Genomic DNA, 18309 nt, shown 5'->3' on the forward strand with positions numbered 1-18309 from the left:
AATATAATAATGGGTATTTCACGTTTCACGCGCCGATCGGCGTCTGCCCTGCTGGCAGGATGTTTCTTCTCGGCGATGCTTGCCGGAGGCAGCGTCGCTCAGGAAAAAGTCAAACTCCGCCTTGCTCATGGTTACACGCCGATCTCCGTCGAGCAGGAAGTGCTGACCGCCACCACGGATAAAATTCGTGAGCGAACCAATGGCGGACTGGATATTCAGATATTTCCCAGCAATGAGCTTGGAACCAACTCGGATGTCGTCGAGCAGGCTGTTTCCGGCGGCGATATAATCGTTTTCGTCGATGCTTCGGGGGCGGCGGAAAAGGGGTTTCCCACTCTTTCGATTCTTTCGGGCCCGTTCCTCTTTGACAATGGAGAGCAGGCGCAAAAATTTGCTGAATCTCCCATGTTCAAGGAGTGGACCGAGGAGCTTGCGAAGAAAGGCAACTTGCGCCTTCTGGCATTGAATTGGTTCGATGAGCCCCGCGATATTATCGGTGATCGATCCTTTGCGGACCCTGCCGCATTGAACGGCATGAAAATTCGCCTTCCGCCTCTGGATGCATGGCTTCATACCTTCAAGCCGCTCGGAGCGATCCCGACCAATCTGACATATGGTGAAACCTATGGAGCGCTCGAACAGGGCGTTGTGAATGGCGCTGAATCGTCTCCAAATGCCATTTTCGCCGCCAAGTGGGGAGAAGTTTCCAAGCATCTTACCCGAACGGGGCATATCCGCCCATGGTTGGGTTACGCCATGGGTGAGGATGCTTTCTTGCGCTTGCCTGAAGAATACCGTGCCATTCTTCTGGAAGAGTTCAATGAGGCAGGAAAGCTGGCTGCAAAAACCCATACCGAGCGCACCAACGCCAATATCGAGGCCATGAAGGCAATGGGGGTCGAGGTGCATCAGGCCGACATCGACGCCTATCGTGCTGCGGCAGCCGGTTTTTACACCAGCTCCAAGGATTGGCCCGCTGATCTCGTCGATCAGATACGCACCGCCGCAAAATAAGGCAGAATCGGCCCCTCTTGCGAGGGCTGGTTTCAACCCAAGCGGAAAAGCACATGAAACGCATCATCCTCTTCATGGAGGATAGCCTGCCGGCTATCCTTCTGGCGATCATGGTCACGGCTCTGAGCGCCGAAGTATTTGCCCGGTACGTTCTCAAGCATTCTATTCTCGGTGTGACCGAGATAGCCGAAATCTGTTTCGTCTGGCAGGTCTATCTTGCCAGCATCGCAATCATGCGCAGAAGGCGGCACATCGCCGTCCATGTCTTGCGGGACAGGCTGGCTGCACGCGGGCGCGCGCTCCTCGATAGCCTGAATAATCTCATCATAGCCGGAACGCTGGTGCTTGTCGGATGGCAAGCATGGAAATTCGTCATACGCACCAATTTCTCGCTGCTCCCGGCTACGGGCCTGTCGCGCCGCATATTGGCGATAGCAGTGCTGGTCGGCGTGCTGGGAATGCTGTTTCACGTGGTTCTGCATCTATACACGTCCCTGCGCGGCGCATGTGATGGCGACTACACCGCCGAACCGGAAAGTCTGGGAGAGCTTGACGATCTGGAACAGGGCAAGGGAGAGTTGGCATGACTATCGCATTGCTGATATTGCTGATCGTCGGGCTTATCGCCATCGGGTTGCCGATTGCATTCGCGTTGCTTGCAGCGTGCCTGGTCTATTTCACGGTCACTCCCGCGCTGGATATTATCGTGGTGCAGCGCATGGTTACAGCGCTCGCTTCCTTCCCGCTCCTTGCCGTGCCGTTCTTCGTCCTTACAGGGACGATCATGGCGCGCGGTGGTATCGCCGAACGTCTGATTGGCTTTGCCGATGTGCTGGTCGGGCATTTGCGTGGCGGCCTCGCACAGGTCAATGTCATGAACAGCGTGCTGATCGGCGGCATGTCCGGCTCGGCAAGCGCCGATGCGGCAATAGACAGCAAGGTTCTTGTGCCTATCATGCGTCGCAAGGGCTATTCCAATGGCTTCGCCAGTGCGCTGACCGCAACCTCTTCCGTCTTTTCTCCCATCCTGCCGCCCTCGATCAGCCTGGTGATCTATGGCGTGCTGGCCGACGTCTCCATTGGTGACCTGTTCATAGCGGGGCTGGGCGTCGCGGCGGTCATGCTGGTCGTCATGATGGTGACCGTGCATATCATGTCGATCCGCAACGGTTATGCGCCTTCCCGCCGCCGGGCATCCCTGGTCGAGATTGGCGCGGCGGCGAAACATTCCTTCTTTGCCCTGATGATGCCTGTGCTGCTTCTGGTGGGACTTCGGGCAGGGGTATTCACCCCGACCGAGCTGGCCGCTGTGTCAGTCGTATATTCGCTGTTCATTGCGATGTTCGTTTATCGCGAAATCAGCTGGGGCTCTCTCATGCCGATCTTGCGCGAGGCTTCGCTGACGACGGCGATGATCATGCTTATCATCGCCGCTTCGGGCGCTTTCGGGCTGGTGGTTTCCTATGAGCAAATTCCCCGGCAGATGAAAGCCGTGCTGGATGCAGCTTCCGTCTCTCCGATCATCTTCATGCTGATGGTTGCCGGCGCGCTGCTTATTTTGGGAATGGTGCTGGAGTCATTGTCCTTGATGATTATCCTCATCCCGGTTCTTGCGCCGATCGGCGAAGCGCTGGGTATTCCGGCAGTGCAGCTGGGGCTGATGCTGGTGCTGGTTTTCACCATCGGCGGAATCACGCCTCCGGTCGGAACCATTTCCTTCACCGTCTGCGCGATCACCGGTTGCAGGCTTGGGGAATTTACCCGCGCCTTCCTTCCCTTTCTGGTGGGTTTGATCCTCGTTACGCTGGCCGTAATCCTGTTTCCGGCGCTGACGACATATCTGCCCGCAGTCCTTCGTCATTAGTTGCCGTCAGGAAAGAATGAACATGTCACAGGACCCGCTACTGCAACCCTTTCAGCTAAAGAACCTGACATTGCGCAACCGGATTGTCAGCACCTCGCATGAGCCCGCCTATGGCGAACAGGGCATGCCAAAGGACCGTTATCGCCTTTATCATGTCGAGAAGGCCAAAGGCGGGGTAGGGCTTACGATGATCGGCACTTCCATGGTGTCGCGCGATAGTCCGTCGTCATTCGGCAGCAATCTCGTTCTGCACAGGCCGGAAATCGAGGGCTGGCTGCGTAAGGTGGCTGATGATGTGCATGCCGAGGGTGCGGCGCTCATGCTGCAAATCACGCATCTGGGCAGGCGTACAAGCCATTATGCAGGCGACTGGCTGCCCGCACTTTCCGCATCGGCGATCCCCGAGCCATTCCATCGTGCTACGCCGAAAATTGCCGAGGACTGGGACCTCGAACGCATCATCGCCGATTACGCTGCGGCGGCACTGCGTTGCAGGGAAGCCGGGTTGGATGGAATCGAGATCGAATGCTACGGTCATCTTTTCGACGGGTTTTTATCGCCGCTGACCAATAAGCGTACCGACCGCTGGGGCGGTTCTGCGGAAAAGCGGCTCGCTTTTCCCCGTGCTGTGGTTCAGGCGATCCGCAAAGCCGTCGGACCCGACTTTATCGTGGGCCTGCGCGCTGCGATTGATGAGGATGATCCCGAGGGTGTCGGGCTGGAAGAGGGACTGAACGCCGTTCGGGTTCTTGCCAGTGACGGGATCGACTTTCTGTCGGTCATCAAAGGCACGATTGGCACCGATGAGGGGCTGGCCCGGGTCATTCCGCCGATGGGCACGCCTTCGGCGCCTTTCCTCGATTTTGCCGGCAAAGTGAAGAAGGCTCTCGATCTGCCCATCATGCATGCCGCCCGCATCAATGATGTGGCGACCGCTCGCCATGCGGTCGGCGAGGGGCTTCTGGATCTTGTCGGCATGACACGAGCGATGATGGCCGATCCGCATATCGTCAATAAGGTCGCAACGGGCCTCGCTGATCGTATCCGGCCCTGCGTTGGCGCTACCTATTGCCTGGATGCCCTGCATAGAACGGGCGATTCAAAATGTATTCACAACCCTTCCACCGGGCGCGAGGGCGTGCTTCCACACATAATCCCCAGAAGCGCCACTCCGGGACGCCGCGCGGTCGTTGTTGGCGGCGGTCCCGCCGGGTTGGAAGCCGCAAGAGTGCTGGCCGAGCGCGGGCACAAGGTCACGCTTTTTGAAGCGAATAAACAGCCGGGCGGGCAGATCGTCATAGCAGCCAAATCGAAACGCCGCCGCGATCTTATCGGGATAGTGGATTGGCGATTGGCCGAAGCGGAAATTCTTGGCGTTGATATACACTGCGGTGTCTATGCCGAGGTCGATGACGTGCTGGCCGAACGGCCGGATATTGTCATCGTCGCCACCGGCGGACTGCCTGACCGCAGCTTTTTAAAACAGGGCGAAGACCTCGTCGCCGACACATGGGAGGTAATGACCGACAGGCCGAAGTCGGGCGATGTGCTGGTATTCGACAATATGGGTGGTCATGCGGGGCTGGATGCGACGGAAACGCTGGTCAATGGTGGAGCGAAAGTCGAATATGTTACGCCTGCGCGTGTTATTGCACCTGAAGTCGGCCCCCTGACGTCGCCCGGCTATCTGCGCATGTTCGCCGACCATGGCGTACAGGTGAGTTTGGGCTGGCGTCTTCATGGTGTCACCCGCGAAGGCGGAAGGCTGGCGGCGCATCTTGTAAACGAATATTCCCAGTCGGCGCGCACCCGCATTGTTGACCATGTCGTGGTTGAACATGGCACGCTGCCCAATGACGATCTCTATTTCGGCCTGATCCCCTATTCGGTCAATCTTGGAGAGCTTGATCTCCAGGCCTTCATCGACATCAAGCCTCAAGGCCTCAGGCGTAACGAGAACGGGCGATTTCAGTTGTTCCGTATTGGTGACGCCGTGGCCGGACGCAACATCCATGCCGCCATTTATGACGCTGCACGGCTGTGCATGCCCGCTTGAAGAATTCCACCTCAACAAAGATAGGTTATATGACAGATGAATTACGTAAATCTCGGTAAAAGCGGCTTGAAAATCTCGCGTCTGGCACTCGGATGCATGACCTACGGAGACCCCAAAGCCGGTACGCATGATTGGGCGCTTGGCCTTGACGATGCGCGCCCTTTCATCCGGCAGGCAATCGAAGCGGGCATCAATTTTTTCGATACTGCGAATGCTTATTCTGCGGGTGCCAGCGAAGAGGTCGTCGGCCAGTTGCTCAAGGAGCATGCTTCGCGCGATGATGTCGTGATCGCTACAAAGGTACATTTTCCTGTCGGCAAAGGCGGCCCCAATCGGCAGGGCCTGTCACGCAAGGCACTGATTGCGGCCTGCGATGCCAGCCTGAAGCGTCTGGGCACGGATTATATCGATCTTTATCAGATCCATCGCTGGGATCCGGAAACGCCGATCGAAGAGACACTGCAAACGCTTGATGACCTCATTCGCGCGGGCAAGGTGCGTTATATCGGTGCGTCATCCATGTATGCCTGGCAGTTTTCCAAGGCGCTTTATACGTCGAAACTCAATGGCTGGGCGCATTTCGTCAGCATGCAGCCGCATTACAATCTGCTTTACCGCGAGGAAGAGCGCGAAATCATTCCGCTTTGTCAGGATCAGGGTGTTGCTGTCATTCCGTGGAGCCCGCTTGCTCGTGGTCGACTGACCAAGATCACGACGGATAGCGACCGCAGCCGCCACGATCCATTCGCCAAAAGCCTTTATCTGGACGAGGACGAGAAGATTATCGAAGTGGTCGCGCGTATTGCCAAGAACCGTGATGTGCCCATGGCACAGATCGCTTTGGCATGGACTTCGAGCCGACCGGGCATCACCGCGCCGATCATAGGGGCAACAAAGCCGCATCATATTACGGATGCCGTCGCGGCCCTCGATATTTCCTTGACCAAGGAAGAAATCGCCGAGATGGAACAGTTCTATACGCCGCGATCGGTATCGGGATTGTCGCGCTGAATGTAATTTAGAGCGCATCCCGAAAAGTGTGAAACGGTTTTCGGACAAGATGCGCGGTAAAAACAAACAGTCAGATCAAAATGGTCCCGTCGGCGCTTTGTGCCGGCGGGAAATTATACCGTACCGGCCGACCCCATCGGCATGCGGGTTTCAGGAAGCGGGCCTTGCGAGCCGTTTTAGCGGTTGGTCTGGAGAGGCATGGCTGTGCCTTGTTGCCATATGAGAGGGACAGGGCACGGGTTGTCTTCAACCTGAAAGATGTCAATGATCTTTCCAAAATACACGAGATGGCTGCCATATTCATGTACAGCGTCGCGCTCACAGAAGACGGAGGAGAGACAGCCTTCAAGCCAGGGCAGGCCCCTCGGGCCTTCGTGCCAGAGAGGGCTTCGGAAACGCTCTGCCCGCGTTTTGGAACTTGAGAACAATCGCAGGATTGGCTCGTGCGCTATGCTCAGAATGTTCACACAAAATAACCCCGTCTGTTCCAGAACCGGGGCGGCCGACGCGGTGTGATTGATCGCGAACATCATGGAAGGAGGAGACATCGACAGGGAGTTCGCGGTGGTGACAGCCAGACCATGATAATCACCGGCAGCATCGCGGGTTGTAACCAATGCTACGCCTGTTGCGGCATTGCGCATCGTCAAACGCAGGCCATTTGCAAGATTTTGATGGAGCAGGTTGCAGGGTGTGGTTTCCGCCATGGATTTCCTCCTTCTTCGTTCATTGGCCCTTTCGGACCCGCTACCTATCGATTTCGGGTTGTTTCTATGGCCTGACGCATCAGACGCTGAGTGGCTTCACGGGTCTTGAAACCGGCATGGCTGGTCATAGTGAGATTGGGTGCTGAAAGCAGCGGGTCATCGGGGGGAAGCGGCTCCATTTCGAACACATCCAGCCCGGCATGACGTAAATGACCGGATTTTAGCGCCGCGATTAGAGCGCTTGTATCAATGAGACCAGCCCGTGCGGTGTTTATCAGGATCGCTCCGGGGCGCATACGGGCGATATGCGCCGCCGATAGAAAGCCATGCGTCTGGGGATTTAACGACAGGTGCAGCGAGATGAAGTCGCTGCCGGAAAGCAGATCATCCAGCTCTGTTGCGCAGTCAGCCCATTCCGCAGGCAGCGGCGAACGGTTCCAGATTGATACTTTCATGTCGAGGGCCCGAGCCATGCCCGCGAGGCTGCGGGCGATGCCGCCGCCGCCTATCAGCCCCAGCCGCCGCTCGCCCAGTTCCATACCTTCCAATGGATCCCATATTCCGATACGCAGCGCCCGGTCCATGTCCGCCACCCTGCGCGCAGATGCCAGCATCAGAGCCAGCGCGTGCTCCGCCACTGCGCGGTCGCCATATCTGGCTACCCTGTCGACGACGATACCTGCCTTGGCGCAATACTCCATGTCGATATAGCTTTGCGGACCACTGCCCAGAAACAATATACGCTTCAGTCGCGGCAATTGTGACAGAAGCGGTGCGGTCATCATGGTGTGACCGTTCCAGATAACAGTGGCATCCTGGCAGAATTCGGCTATCTCCGATGCCGGCATATCGCCGAGATAGACTTTCATGTTTCTGGCATGGTCGGGCCATTCGAGACTGAGCATCTCATACATCAGATCGGAGCAGTCTATATAGGCGACGAAGGGGGAGCTGTTGTGGGTCACGGGTCAGGCACCGATCAGTTGGGACAGGTCATGATGGGCGGCCAAAAGGCTGCGAGTATATTCGGTAGCCGGATTGGTGAAGACGTCCTCGGTGGGGCCGATCTCCAGTAACCTGCCGTGATACATCACCGCGATACGGTCGCAGATATAACGCGCCACATCGAGGTCATGGGTGATGAAGATCATCGACATTCCAAGTTCCCTCTGTACATCCGCCAGCAAATTGAGGACGCCGGCGCGTACGGATACGTCCAGCTTCGACACGGCTTCGTCAGCGATGATTACCTTGGGATTGAGCGCAATGGCGCGGGCGATCGCTACACGCTGGAGTTGTCCGCCGGACATCTCATGCGCATAGCGATCAGCATGAAGTGCCTGCAGGCCGACACGCTCCAGAAGCGTGACGATCCGGTCAGAAATATCGGGCTTGGATATACCTGCCGCTACCAGCGCCTCACGCAACGAGGCACCCATGGTCTTGCGTGGATTGAAGCTGCCGCCGGGATCTTGAAAGATCATTTGCATCTCGCGCCGAAAGCCGCGCAATCGGCTTTCCGCCATATTCGTAATGTCGCGGCCCTGGTATTCTATCGACCCCTCCATCGGAGTGTAGAGCCTGAGCAGCGTGCGCCCGAGTGTTGTCTTGCCCGAACCGGACTCCCCGAGAAGCCCCAGGATTTCCCCCGGACGCACATCGAAACTTACCCTGTCGATGGCCTTAAACAGGCTATGCCCACCCGATTGGGGAAAGGAGACACTGAGGCCGCGCACCTTGAAGAGCGGTGTTTCACCGGCCTGTTTTTCAAGCAACATGCGCTGGGCGGGGCTGGCCTTGGGGCGGCCATTGGCGCCGGCAAGCTCAAGCGCTGTATCGATCAGACGGCGCGTATAGGGGTGTTGCGGTTTGCGGAACACCTGTTCAGTCGGCCCGGCCTCGACAAGCTCTCCCTTGTTCATTACCGCAACCCGGTGGCAGAAGGATGCCGCAATCGGCATATCGTGCGTGACAAAGATGACGCTGGCATCAAGCTTGCGCTGCATTTCGAGGAACAGATCCAGCACTTGCTTCTCGACAATCTTGTCGAGGTTCGTAGTGGGCTCATCGGCGACGATGAGGTGCGGTTTCAAGGCCGCGACCAGTGCTATCAGAGCGCGTTGCAGCATGCCGCCACTCAATTGGTGGGGATAGAGCGTGACCGTTTCCTGTGCGCGTTTCACTCCGACATCGTTTAGAAGGCGCACAGCCTCGGATTGGAAGCCGTGCTTTATGCCGGTACGCCGCAATACATGCTCAAAATGCCAGCCGATGGTCTTGCATGGATTGAAGCTGCCCACGGGGTCTTGAAAGACCATCGCCATGCTGACGCCGCGCAGGGTGTCGAATTGACTGTCCGGCATTGATTGCAGATCATTGCCTTCAAAGCTCATTTTCTCGGCAATGGCGGTGGCGGTTTGCGGTAGAAGGCGCAGCAGGGCAAGACCGGTCATTGTCTTGCCGGACCCGGATTCTCCGATGATGCCGAGGATCTCTCCCCGCTTCACAGCAATGTCGACCCCTTTAAGCACTTCGGTGCGGCTGTCACCCCTGCCAAACGAAACGCGAAGGTTCATCAGTTCAACGAGATATTCGTTCATGATGCTAGCTCCTCTCACGCAGTCGTGGGTCGCTTAGATCACGCAGGCCGTCCCCAAGCAGATTGAGACCTAAAAGAGCAGCTGAAATCGCAAGCCCGCTCATGCTGAGAACCCAGGGCGCGCGGCTGAAATATTCACGTCCGTCCGACATGATGCCGCCGAGTGAAGGCGTCGGCGGTTGCACGCCTAAACCGATGAATGACAGACCGGCCTCCAGAATGATGGCAAAGGCCATGCCGGCGGAAGCTTGCACCAGAAGGGGCGCAGAGATATTCGGAAGAATTTGCGTCAGCATGATCTCGGTAGGCCGCCGGCCCATTAATCGTGCCGCCTGCACAAAAGGATCATCGCGCACCAGCAGTGTAGAGTTGCGTGCAATTCGGGCGAAGATCGGCAGGTAGACAAGCGAAATCGCAAGAATGATGTTGAAGGTCGAAAAACCGAACAGGATCATCAGCAACAGGGCGAAAATAAAGCTCGGAAAAGCGAACAGAAGATCGGCAACGCGCATCAATATGACGTCGGTCCAGCCGCCATGATAGGCGGCGGTCAGGCCCATGCCCCCGCCAACCACGGTGGCAAGCAGGATGGCAACGAAGCTGATCATGAGGGAAACCTGTCCGCCTGCGAGAACCCGCACGAGCACGTCGCGGCCGAAACTATCCGTACCAAAGGGATGGAGCAGGCTGGGAGGGGCCAGCGTGGCCATGAAATCCATGTCCTCGGGACCGTATGGAAGTATCAGCGGGCCGATGACAACCGCCAGAAATACGGTGACGCAGATGGTCAGACCTGCCAGCGCGGTTTTGTGGTGCAGAAAGCGCCCGGCAAGCGAGTTGTGCCCAAGAAGATGGATCATCGTGACCTCCGGGGATCAAGAATGCTACACAATGCATCCGTCAGCGTATTAACCAGCAGGACGATGGCGAGGAAGATCACGGTGCAGGCGAGAAGCACCGGGATGTCTCGCAAGAAGGCACCGTCGACCATGAAGGAGCCGACACCCGGAATCCCGAATATGCGCTCAACCACGACAACGCCGCCGAGAATATAGCGAATCTGGAGGCCGATGATTGTGAGGTAAGGGATCAGGGCATTACGCAGAGTGAAATGCAAGAAAACGAAGCGTGGTTTTAATCCGAAGGAACGCGCAGCCGTCACATAGGGGCGGTTCATCGTTTCAAGCAGCACCGCGCGCAATGTGCGGGCAAAGACCGCCGCCATGGGGGCCGCTATGGCCAATGCCGGCAGAAAGCTGGCATGTATAGATCCTGGAAAATCAGAAAAAGGCGAGACATAGCCATAGGTCGGGAACCAGCCCAGAGAAAGGGCGAAAAAGAAGATCAGCACATAGCTTAGCCAGAAATCCGGCATCGAGATGCCCAGAACCGAGACTGACGTCGCTATCGTGTCGCCGATCCGCCCACGATGATGTGCGGCATAGATGCCGAGCACCAGTGAAATTGCGACAGCCAGAAACAATGCGTAGAAACCGAGGAACAATGTGGCTGGCAACTTGCTGGAAAGCAGGGTGGAAATCTTCTGCCCGCTGGCAATCGACAGTGAAACGCCGAAGTCGCCCGTTGCGGCATTGCCGAGCCAGGCCAGATATTGCACCAGCACAGGCTTATCCAGACCATGTTGTCGCTCGAATGCGGATACGGCCTCTGGCGTCGCCTGTTCACCAAGTACGGATAAAGCGGCACTACCGGGTGCGGCCTTGATCGTCAGGAACACCACCAGAGATCCCACCAGCAACAGGATAATGGCGCTCAGCAGCTTGCCGAACAGCAGCATCAGATGGCGACGCGTAGCCTGCCCCGGAACAGGCAGGCTACGGCTTTTCTTCACGAGCGATCCGACTTCCGTCATTAAACAAGGCTCAATTTTACGAACTGATCGGCAAAGTTGGAATAGGGCTTTTGGACAAAGCCTTTGACGTTGGAAGCGAGCAGATTGTGAATGTTCGACGTGAAGCACGGAATAATGGGCATTTCCTCGATCGCTTTGGCTTCTATCTCGTGATAAAGCTCGGCCCGCTTTGCAGGATCGAGTTGCGCGCGCGCCTGTTCGAGCAGGGCATCGATTTCAGGATTGGAGTATTTGCCCATGTTGCGCCAGCCTTCAGTATGCAGGATGTCGCCGACATATTCATCGGGATCGATAAAGCCCAACCAGCCCCAGACGCCAGCCACGAAATCGCCTGACGTCTGGCGTGCAAAGGCTGCATTGGAATCTGTTACGCTGACAGTGAATTTCGTGCCAAGCACCTGATTGACCTGGGCTACGAAGATTTCGGCATAACGTTTCCACCAGCCGCCGCCCCATGTCACCACCTCAACCGGATGCTCGTCGGCCTTGTATTTCGACTTGGCCAGTTCGGCCTTGGCCGCTTCAGGATTGAAGCTGGTAAGCGGGCGTTCACCGGGCGTGAAATAGTCGCCGAGAAGTGGCGGGAAGAAGCCGTTAAGCGGCGCCCCTTCGCCGAAGAGGACTGTTTGTACCATCGCCTCGCGCTGGAAGGCCATGGAAACCGCGCGGCGGAAGTGGACGTCGTCGAAGGGAGGCTTTTTCAAGTTGAGGGATATAAAGCGAACATTAAGCCCCGGCTGGCGTAACACCTCCACATCGCTGTTGTTCATCAGCTGCGGCACGTCCGAGGTCGGCACGGTGGAAGTCATATCGATCTGCCCGCCCAGAAGCGCTGTCACGCCGGAAGGCTCCTCTACAATGAGAGGCACATGGACGGTTTTGATTGCCGGGGCGCCTTCAAAATAGTCCTCGAAAGCCTCCAGTTTCAGCCCCGTGCCGGCATCCCAGGTCGCCAGCTTGTATGGACCCGTGCCGACGGGTGTGCGGGCATAGCCCTCTGGTCCAAGCTTTTCATAAGCAGATTTGGAGAGAATCTGGGTTCCGGTGCGGGCATTGGTCAGGAAGGTCAGAAGCGGAGCGAAGGGGCCTTTGGTGTGGATTGTCAGGTTGAGGTCGTCTATCACTTCGACGGTCTCGATTGCTGCCACTTTAGAGGCATTGGGCGAAGCAAGGTCCTTGTCGAGCAGACGTTCCAAAGAGAATTTCACGTCTTCTGCAGTCAGCGTCGAACCGTCATGGAATTTGACGCCGCTGCGCAGCTTGAACCCGAGCGCGCCGTTTTCGTGCAGCTCATAGCTTTCGGCAAGGTCCGGGACGATCTGCATTTTATCGTCAAATGTTAATAGCGCATTATAGAGACCCCAGATCATATAGAACTCTGGCACCAGCGATGCCTTGCCGGGATCAAGCGTATTGAGTACGCCATAGCCGGTAATCGCTGCACGCAGCACGGTGTCCTGAGCAAACGCAACACGCGGCGACATGCCCAGTCCTGCGAGGCCAAGGAGGGCACCCGTGCCCGCCATAAGGCTGCGGCGGCTGAGCTTCATCGTATTTTCCATGGTATTTTCCCCTTTTTGTTATTGTGTCGGACGGGCCGGGAGCGCGATCAGGTCAATCCCAGGTTTTCGCGCAGGGTTTTGCCTTCGTATTCGGTGCGGAAGAGCCCGCGCCTGCGCAACTCCGGCAGGATGAATTCAATAAAGTCATCAAGTGAATTTGGCAGGATTGGCGGGCATAGATTGAAGCCGTCTGCAGCCCCGGTTTCCATCCAATGCTGCATGTCATCGACGATTTCTTCCGCGGAGCCAATGACGTAGCGCACGGTAAAGCCCGCCGCTACCTGCTCGTAGAGCTGGCGAATGGTCATGCCGGTCTCGCGCGCCTGCTTTAGAAGTCCGCTGCCGATAGAGATTTTATCGGTGAAATGATCTTCGGGAATTGGCTTGTCAAGATCGTAGCCGGAGAGATCGCCGGCGAAGCTGTAAAGCTGCGCAAGACCTGCCAGCGGATCGATCAGCGCTTGAAGAGCATCGAACTTCGCCTGCGCCGCTTCGCGTGTTTCCCCGACATAAAAGGCGAGTGCGGGCATAATCAACGGGGCATTGTTCTTTCGTCCCTGTTGAGCGGCTCGTGCCTTGATGTCCGAATAGAAAGCGCGTGCCTCGTCAATGTTCTGCGCGACCGAATAGACGACATCGGCATATTGTGCAGCAATATCGCGCCCCTTGTCGGAAGCTCCGGCCTGCACGATCAGCGGTCTGCCCTGCGGCGTCACTCCCGAGGTCAGCGGCCCGCGGACCTGAAAGTGCTTTCCCTTATGGTCGAGCACATGCATTTTCGTTGGGTCGTAGAACTGACCGGTTTTCTTGTCGTGCGTGAATGCGTCCGCTTCAAAGCTGTTCCAAAGGCCGCAAACAACCTCGACGAATTCCTGCGCCCGGTCGTAACGCTCATCCTTGGGCAGATTCTCGGTGCGGTTAAAATTCAGCGCCTCCTGCTCGGACCATGAGGTAACGACATTCCAACCGGCGCGACCATGGCTGATCATGTCCAGTGACGCATAGCGGCGGGCTATGTGATATGGCTCATTATAAGTGGTCGATGATGTCGCAACCAGACCGATATGGCTCGTGGTGGCGGCGATGGCCGAGAGAAGCGTTAACGGCTCAAGATCGGCATTACGCATGTCATGCGAAAGCGATCCCTCTGGCTTGGCCTCGTTACGCACAGCAAGGCCATCCGCGAAGAATATCATGTCGAGCTTGGCCTCTTCCGCCTTCCGGGCAATGTCCCGGTAAGCCTCGAAGCGGGTAATGCTGGCCGGATCGAAATCTGGATGCCGCCATGCCGCCAGATGGTAGCCTAAATATCGCATCGACAGGCCGAGTTTCATATTCTTCAAAACGTTTCCCTCGTCATGTGATTGGGCGTCGATCGGCGCCATTGTCTTTTTAGTGTCTTTTTAGGTTATTAAACCTGCTAAGGTATACTGACAACACTGCGATGCTTGCAAGGGCTTTCTGCAAGAATTTTTGTTTTGAGGCAGGCATTGTGCAGGATTTGTAACGGGGCCGCTTATCTTTATCGGCGACATGCTTATTGAATAAGCAAATAATTATAATTAGTTAATACGACAACCCATTGCTGGAGCCCCAACGTAAAATTGAGTCACGCAGCCCGGATATTAGGGAAGGGTGGATGGATGGGAGGTGAGAGAATAAAAGTGCATAAAGAATCATTGACATATTTCAGTATACGGAATTTGATAGAAGAACCTGAGTTCGGCTAGAGCAACATGACACATTCAAATATCATCCAGCCACAAGACGCTACGGATCTGGCGACCGGTCTGGCCTCCCTTTCGACGGGAGATCTGGTTTATTCCGGACTGAAGCAGCGCATTCTGGGACATGAACTGGAAATGGGTGCTCCTTTACGGGAGGAGGATGTGGCCAATTGGTTTGAATCCTCGCGAGCGCCCGCCCGCGACGCTTTGCGCCGACTGGAGCAAGAGGGATTGGTGGTGCGCAACGGACGGCGTTATGCGATCCGCAGTTTCACTTATCACGAGGTGATGATCACTTATCGGCAACGTGCAGCGCTTGAATTCCTTGCCGTGGAATATGCCGTCAAACGTGGTCAGGCGGCGCTCGCACCCGTTGAAGCGATCCTGGAGCAGCAGAAGCTTGCGTTTGCAGCCGCCACTCGTTCGCAGTTTAGCCAACTCGACCGCGCATTTCATCTGGCGCTTGCAGAACTCAGCGGCCAGCCGCTGCTGGTGAACGAATTAAGTATAATTCTGGATCGCGTCCAGCTTTTACGCACCACCGAATTGCGGCGCGACGCAGGACCGCAGGGGGCCTATCTGGATCATTGCCGAATCTTCGATGCCCTGAAGCGGGGGCAGGCGAGCATTGCGCAGGCGGAACTGGAATATCACTACGCGACCACCGTGCGTCTTCATGCCGATCTCGATACCGCTGAAGTCACTACGCCCCCGGAGATGAGATGACTGATTACGCAGGCGATTGCCAGAACCAATTTCCCTCCCTTTGGTCCGCCACCGCGACCGAGAATGATCCGTCGACTCCTCTGGATGGCGACACGCGCTGTGATGTTGCCGTTGTCGGTGCGGGTTACACTGGCCTCAGCGCTGCAATTGAGCTGCAACGTCGGGGCGTTTCGGTGTGCGTGCTGGATGGCGGCTTTCCTGGTTGGGGGGGCTCGGGGCGCAATAGCGGCGCGGTAATCCGTGGTTTCAAGAACAGCCGCAGCGAATTGGTGAAGGAATTTGGCGAACAGCGCGGTCGCGCAATGGCTGACTTTGGCGCCAAAGTTAGCGCGCGGGTGTTCTCCCTGATAGACGAGTTTTCCATCCGTTGCGACCTCAAGCGCACCGGCTGGATTCTGCCCGCACATAATAAGGGGGGGCTTGCGCGCATTGAGGAGCGTGTGCGGCTGTGGACGGAAGACGGCTTTCCGGGGCTTTCGATGATTGCAAGGGAGGATCTGGCGCGCCAACTGGGGTCACAGCATTATATTGGCGGCATGATAGACAGCGAGGGCGCATCGCTCAACCCGCTTTCCTATGCACGGGGACTTGCCCGCGCTGCCATGGAGTTCGGTGCCCGCGTGCATCGGGAAACACCGGTCACTCATATTCGACAGGCATCGGCTGGCTGGCGGCTTGAAACGCCGCGTGGGGCGGTGCATGCCAAACAAGTTCTTGTGGCGACGGATGCATATTCCAGCGGGCTTGAAGCCTCACTGGATCGCAGCACCGCGACAGTGCATACAAACATCGTGTCAACCTATCCGCTGCCAAAAGATATTGCCGATTCAATCCTTCCGGGCGAACAGGCAGTCTCCGATATTCGCCGCATCCTTTACTACTGGCACAAGGACCCGCATGGCAGGATTCTGTTTGGCACCCGCGGTAGTCTGCGCGGCCCCAACTCCGAACGTGAATTCAATCATGTGCAAGCTGCCATGCTGTCTGTTTACCCGCAACTTGCGGGGCAGCCGATTGAATTCCGTTGGTCAGGCAAAGTAGGGCTTACGGGCAATTTTGTGCCTCATATAAATCAACCCAAACCCGGTTTGTGGACTTCGCATGGTTATTGCGGGCGCGGCGTAGCCATGGCCACCGCTTATGGCACTCTGGTGGGGCAGGTGATAGCTGCCGATCCGGGGATCGGTGAGTTGCCAGTACCACACGGTCCGGCACCCAGTATGCCGCCGGAGCCATTGCGCGGGATGGGAGTGATGGCGGTGACCAATTTTTATCGTCTGCTCGATCTGGTGAATTGAAGCGCAGATGGTCCTCACCCGACCATCTGGCCCCGGCTCAATCCATGCGAATCTTCGGTCGTACTGCGGAAGCAATTGCATCCGACAGCCAGATCATGCTGGCGCGACCGAGTCCGTGCAATTCGGCCTGATGCAGCCGATAGAGCATGGCATGGCTCAACTGAGCGAAACGCCCTCTGATGAAGCGATTGCGAAACAGTCCGTGCCGTCCGAGCGTGCCGAAGGCATTATAGCGACTCAGCGAAACTAACGAGCCGAGATCGCGCACGGAGAAGGGAGGAATGGGCTGCCCTTCCAGCCAGCGCGGCACATGCCGGCCCAGATGCATCGCCTGCTGGCGCGCTACCTGAGCGGTAGGCGGTAGCGGCCTGAGCGCGCCAACGGGTGTGAAACTGGCGCAATCGCCCAGGGCGAACACTCGGTCACCTGTTGTCGCCTGCAGCGTCGGCCCGACCTTCACCTGGCCGGAAGGCGTTAATTCGAAGCCATTGAGCGCGGCAATGACATCCTGTGCCTTGACGCCTGCCGCCCAGACCCGCAGCGAAGCCTCGATGCGCGAACCATCGTCAAGGATGAAGCCGTTTGCGTCCGCGCTGACGACGCGGGTGCCCGTACGAACGTTGATGCCCAGCGTCCTCAACTGTTCGGTCGCGGCCTGCGCAACCTCCTCCGGAAAGGCGGCAAGGATACGCGGGCCGCTTTCGATCAGCGTCAGTTCCAGTTTGGGGCGCAGGTTGCCCGCACCGTAGCTGGCGACGATGTCGAGCAACTGGCTGATTTCGGCAGCCAGTTCCACACCGGTGGCACCACCGCCAACGATGGCGATTGTTAGCGGCTTGCCAAGTTCTGCCGTGCGGAGCAGGTCCGTATAGAGCCGATCATTGAAAGCCTCTGCCTGTTGCAGATCGTCAATGAACTGGCAGTGCTCCACCACGCCCGGGGTGCCGAAATCATTGGCCTTGCTGCCTGCAGCCAGAAACAGGCTGTCATATGGGATGATGCGTTCCCCAAGAACTTCCTCGCCACGGGCCGAGACCACCGGACTGACTGTAATTTGTTGTGCCGCCCGGTCGATCTGCTGCATGGCTCCGGGTAAAAAGCGAAACGAGCACCGTGCAGCCTGTGCAACGAACGAGATGCGCTGCTGGTAGGAATTCGCCGTGCCAGCGGCGAAAGTATGGAGCATCGGTTTCCATACATGGGCCCCGCTGCGGTCGAGTAACGTAATATCGGCGCGGTCGGTGCGACCCAGCCGCTTGCCCAGTTGCGTCGCCAGCGCCAAGCCTGCAATGCCGCCGCCCACGATGACGATACGTTCCCGGATTGCCATATTCGTACTCCAATGAAAGAATTCAGGGGCAACACGCCTTGTTTGCGTCGCTTTTCCCAAGGTTTGGTTGTTATTTGATCGGCATTCCGGCCGGTTGGCCAGAGCAGTTCCTGTTCAAACAGAATCGTCGGAACAGCTCTATCTATTTGTTTTTACGCATTATCCGGACGCAGAACCGTTTCACACTTTTGCTGGAAATGCTCTGAACTGCACTCTTGCGGGGGGGCGGATGTTTCGCCTTTTCAATTCTGCTCACATAGACGTTCGGCGCCTGCTTTTCCACTTCAGAATCCTTTGATAAGGCATCAGGCGTGATCTGCATGGTATTAATTGTTCCATTATAAATAATTTTAATTACAATAGTCCTGTTATGATTTTATATACAAATAAGAAGCAAAGCGGCAGTCAGAGTTAACTGACTGCCGCCATTATGTGATAATTATTGACTGGAGGTCATCTTATCACAATCTTATATTATACTTGTATTTGATCGCGTCAAGCTCATCCTGTTCCGATATGATCATGACGCGATCAACCTTATG

At 56.8% G+C, this 18309-nt stretch carries 15 protein-coding genes; 7 read left to right on the top strand and 8 right to left on the bottom strand.

The genetic code is table 11. From position 1 onward, the window contains the following. The first annotated feature begins 9 nt into the window (after positions 1 to 9). From dctP to DKP76_RS04305, 5 genes are read left to right on the top strand one after another with little or no spacing between them, the layout of a single operon-like run. A complete protein-coding gene (gene dctP / locus DKP76_RS04285; protein WP_109705229.1) occupies positions 10 to 1014 on the top strand; it encodes a TRAP transporter substrate-binding protein DctP in 1005 nt (334 codons plus the stop codon). A 53-nt stretch (positions 1015 to 1067) separates the two neighbouring features. Continuing rightward, positions 1068 to 1601 carry a TRAP transporter small permease gene (locus DKP76_RS04290; RefSeq protein ID WP_109705230.1) on the top strand — a complete coding sequence of 178 codons (534 nt, stop codon included), beginning with the start codon at positions 1068 to 1070 and terminating at the stop codon, positions 1599 to 1601. Next, entirely contained in the window at positions 1598 to 2878 is a 1281-nt protein-coding gene (locus DKP76_RS04295; protein WP_109705231.1) for a TRAP transporter large permease, read from the top strand. The genes DKP76_RS04290 and DKP76_RS04295 overlap by 4 nt, the downstream gene beginning before the upstream one ends. Before the next feature lie 16 nt (positions 2879 to 2894). Continuing rightward, positions 2895 to 4934 carry an NADH:flavin oxidoreductase gene (locus DKP76_RS04300; protein WP_109705232.1) on the top strand — a complete coding sequence of 680 codons (2040 nt, stop codon included), beginning with the start codon at positions 2895 to 2897 and terminating at the stop codon, positions 4932 to 4934. A gap of 36 nt (positions 4935 to 4970) precedes the next feature. Then, on the top strand, positions 4971 to 5945 hold the full coding sequence (locus tag DKP76_RS04305; RefSeq protein WP_109705233.1) for an aldo/keto reductase: 975 nt from the start codon (positions 4971 to 4973) through the stop codon (positions 5943 to 5945). Between the two features lie 176 nt (positions 5946 to 6121). Here DKP76_RS04305 and DKP76_RS04315 read toward each other — a convergent pair whose 3' ends face one another. Genes DKP76_RS04315 through DKP76_RS04345 form a run of 7 tightly spaced genes read right to left on the bottom strand, consistent with a single transcriptional unit; the run spans position 6122 to position 14020 of the window. Then, positions 6122 to 6652 (bottom strand): flavin reductase family protein, encoded by a 531-nt coding sequence (locus DKP76_RS04315; protein WP_109705235.1) that lies wholly within the window; start codon positions 6650 to 6652, stop codon positions 6122 to 6124. A gap of 44 nt (positions 6653 to 6696) precedes the next feature. Continuing rightward, positions 6697 to 7617 (bottom strand): 2-hydroxyacid dehydrogenase, encoded by a 921-nt coding sequence (locus DKP76_RS04320; RefSeq protein WP_146198901.1) that lies wholly within the window; start codon positions 7615 to 7617, stop codon positions 6697 to 6699. 3 nt (positions 7618 to 7620) lie between these two features. Next, entirely contained in the window at positions 7621 to 9252 is a 1632-nt protein-coding gene (locus DKP76_RS04325) for a dipeptide ABC transporter ATP-binding protein (RefSeq protein WP_109705237.1), read from the bottom strand. A 4-nt stretch (positions 9253 to 9256) separates the two neighbouring features. After that, positions 9257 to 10111, bottom strand: coding sequence for an ABC transporter permease (locus DKP76_RS04330; RefSeq protein ID WP_109705238.1), 855 nt, complete (start codon positions 10109 to 10111; stop codon positions 9257 to 9259). Further along, positions 10108 to 11103, bottom strand: a complete 996-nt coding sequence (locus tag DKP76_RS04335) for an ABC transporter permease (protein WP_158279409.1) — start codon at positions 11101 to 11103, stop codon at positions 10108 to 10110. The genes DKP76_RS04330 and DKP76_RS04335 overlap by 4 nt, the downstream gene beginning before the upstream one ends. Positions 11104 to 11123: 20 nt before the next feature. Continuing rightward, positions 11124 to 12686, bottom strand: coding sequence for an ABC transporter substrate-binding protein (locus DKP76_RS04340; RefSeq protein WP_109705240.1), 1563 nt, complete (start codon positions 12684 to 12686; stop codon positions 11124 to 11126). Positions 12687 to 12733: 47 nt separating this feature from the next. Then, the gene (locus tag DKP76_RS04345) at positions 12734 to 14020 is read right to left on the bottom strand and encodes an LLM class flavin-dependent oxidoreductase (protein ID WP_199224770.1); all 1287 of its coding nucleotides are present in this window, start codon (positions 14018 to 14020) and stop codon (positions 12734 to 12736) included. A gap of 402 nt (positions 14021 to 14422) precedes the next feature. On the opposite strand from DKP76_RS04345, the gene DKP76_RS04350 reads away from it, so the two are divergent. Next, positions 14423 to 15139, top strand: coding sequence for a GntR family transcriptional regulator (locus tag DKP76_RS04350; RefSeq protein ID WP_109705242.1), 717 nt, complete (start codon positions 14423 to 14425; stop codon positions 15137 to 15139). After that, on the top strand, positions 15136 to 16437 hold the full coding sequence (locus tag DKP76_RS04355) for an NAD(P)/FAD-dependent oxidoreductase (RefSeq protein ID WP_109705243.1): 1302 nt from the start codon (positions 15136 to 15138) through the stop codon (positions 16435 to 16437). Before DKP76_RS04350 ends, DKP76_RS04355 begins: the two co-directional genes overlap by 4 nt. A gap of 37 nt (positions 16438 to 16474) precedes the next feature. Here DKP76_RS04355 and DKP76_RS04360 read toward each other — a convergent pair whose 3' ends face one another. After that, on the bottom strand, positions 16475 to 17767 hold the full coding sequence (locus DKP76_RS04360) for an NAD(P)/FAD-dependent oxidoreductase (RefSeq protein ID WP_109705244.1): 1293 nt from the start codon (positions 17765 to 17767) through the stop codon (positions 16475 to 16477). Between the last annotated feature and the right edge of the window lie 542 nt (positions 17768 to 18309).

This window comes from Falsochrobactrum shanghaiense (assembly GCF_003149535.1).
GTDB lineage: Bacteria > Pseudomonadota > Alphaproteobacteria > Rhizobiales > Rhizobiaceae > Brucella > Brucella shanghaiense.